Genomic DNA, 2500 nt, shown 5'->3' with positions numbered 1-2500 from the left:
GTTCTCTGCGAAATCTATTTAGGTAGAGCGTCATCCGAATACCCCGGGGGGTAGAGCACTGGATGGGTAATGGGGCCCCACAGGCTTACTGATCCTAACCAAACTCCGAATACCCGGGAGTACTAGATGGCAGACACACTGCGGATGCTAACGTCCGTAGTGGAGAGGGAAACAACCCTGACCTACGACTAAGGCCCCCAATTCATGGCTAAGTGGGAAAGCAGGTGGGACGACCAAAACAACCAGGAGGTTGGCTTAGAAGCAGCCATCCTTTAAAGATAGCGTAACAGCTCACTGGTCTAAATAAGTTGTCCTGCGGCGAAGATGTAACGGGGCTCAAGCCATGAGCCGAAGTCTAGGGATGCGTAAGCATCGGTAGCAGAGCGTAGTGTGACATAAGACTTATCCTCTTTAGTGTCTTTCGGGGCACCTTGGAGGATCGAGTCTTTTCGATGAAGCCGGGGCGTGAGCCATCCGGTGGAGAGATCACTAGTGAGAATGATGACATGAGTAGCGACAAAGAGTGTGAGAGACACTCTCGCCGAAAGTCCAAGGGTTCCTGCTTAAAGCTAATCTGAGCAGGGTAAGCCGGCCCCTAAGCCGAGGCCGAAAGGCGTAGGCGATGGGAACTAGGTTAATATTCCTAGGCCGTGGAGTGGTGACGGATCTCAGAGGTAGTTCATCCTTATTGGATTGAATGGGCTGCTGAGAGGTTCCTGGAAATAGCCCTCCTATCAGACCGTACCCTAAACCGACACAGGTGGACTGGTAGAGCATACCAAGGCGCTTGAGAGAACGATGTTGAAGGAACTCGGCAAAATACCTCCGTAAGTTCGCGAGAAGGAGGCCCGGTTCCTAGGCAACTAGGGGCTGGGGGCACAAACCAGGGGGTGGCGACTGTTTATTAAAAACACAGGGCTCTGCGAAGTCGCAAGACGACGTATAGGGTCTGACGCCTGCCCGGTGCCTGAAGGTTAAAAGGAGAGGTGAGAGCCTTGAATTGAAGCCCAGGTAAACGGCGGCCGTAACTATAACGGTCCTAAGGTAGCGAAATTCCTTGTCGGGTAAGTTCCGACCTGCACGAATGGCGTAACGACTTCCCCGCTGTCTCCAACATCGACTCAGCGAAATTGAATTGCCTGTCAAGATGCAGGCTTCCCGCGGTTAGACGGAAAGACCCCGTGCACCTTTACTACAGCTTCGCACTGGCATCAGGATTGTGATGTGCAGGATAGGTGGTGGGCTTTGAAGCAGAGACGCAAGTCTTTGTGGAGCCTCCCTTGAGATACCACCCTTCGCACTCTTGATGTCTAACCGCGGTCCGTTATCCGGATCCGGGACCCTGCGTGGCGGGTAGTTTGACTGGGGCGGTCGCCTCCTAAAGCGTAACGGAGGCGCGCGAAGGTTGGCTCAGAGCGGTCGGAAATCGCTCGTTGAGTGCAATGGCAGAAGCCAGCCTGACTGCGAGACTGACAAGTCGAGCAGAGTCGAAAGACGGCCATAGTGATCCGGTGGTCCCGAGTGGAAGGGCCATCGCTCAACGGATAAAAGGTACGCCGGGGATAACAGGCTGATACTGCCCAAGAGTCCATATCGACGGCAGTGTTTGGCACCTCGATGTCGGCTCATCTCATCCTGGGGCTGGAGCAGGTCCCAAGGGTACGGCTGTTCGCCGTTTAAAGAGGTACGTGAGCTGGGTTTAGAACGTCGTGAGACAGTTCGGTCCCTATCTGCCGTGGGTGTAGGAGACTTGAGAGGAGTTGCCCCTAGTACGAGAGGACCGGGGTGAACGATCCACTGGTGGACCAGTTGTCGTGCCAACGGCAGTGCTGGGTAGCTATGATCGGACAGGATAACCGCTGAAGGCATCTAAGCGGGAAGCCCCCCTCAAAACAAGGTCTCCCTGAGGGCCGTGGAAGACCACCACGTCAATAGGCCGGAGATGTAAGCGCAGTAATGCGTTCAGTTGACCGGTACTAATCGCCCGATAGGCTTGATTTGATCCAGTAATGGAAAGACAAATCAAAAACATACACCTCATTAAACATGGATAACTTCGCAGCAACACGCTGCGGTGTTGATTGAAACAACAACCGTGCGGCAACGCGCATTCGTAAACGAATACGCTGCCTGCCGCGCGTCGCCTTTTTGCAAAGCAAAAAGAGCGACGGGGGGCTTTTCCTCGGTTTGGTGGTCATAGCGCAAGTGAAACACCCGGTCCCATCCCGAACCCGGAAGTTAAGCACTGCCGCGCCAATGGTACTTGGGCTTAAGCCCCGGGAGAGTAGGTCACCGCCAAACCTAGAAAAATCCCCCTTCTCTCTAACGATGAAAAGAACACTACCCGGTCTCAACTAGCCAAACAGGCGGTAGACCAACGCAAGGCCTCAAGTAGCGTAAGCGATAGGCCAACGCCAACTGTCGCGGGATGGAGCAGCCCGGTAGCTCGTCAGGCTCATAACCTGAAGGTCGTAGGTTCAAATCCTACTCCCGCAACCAA

The 2500-nt window shown here is 54.3% G+C and carries 1 tRNA gene and 2 rRNA genes (1 of these 3 cut by a window edge); all 3 read left to right on the top strand.

The window, feature by feature from the left end:
• A 23S ribosomal RNA gene (locus ACR0BU_RS24390) occupies positions 1 to 2001 on the top strand; it begins 830 nt to the left of the window's first position.
• A gap of 185 nt (positions 2002 to 2186) precedes the next feature.
• A 5S ribosomal RNA gene (rrf, locus tag ACR0BU_RS24385) occupies positions 2187 to 2301 on the top strand.
• Between the two features lie 121 nt (positions 2302 to 2422).
• Positions 2423 to 2499, top strand: a tRNA-Met gene (locus tag ACR0BU_RS24380).
• The last annotated feature ends 1 nt before the right edge of the window (position 2500 follow it).

Source organism: Ruegeria sp. CK2 (genome assembly GCF_056536585.1).
Note: the sequence above shows the minus strand (reverse complement) of the source record. Positions and strands in the feature narration are given on the sequence as shown.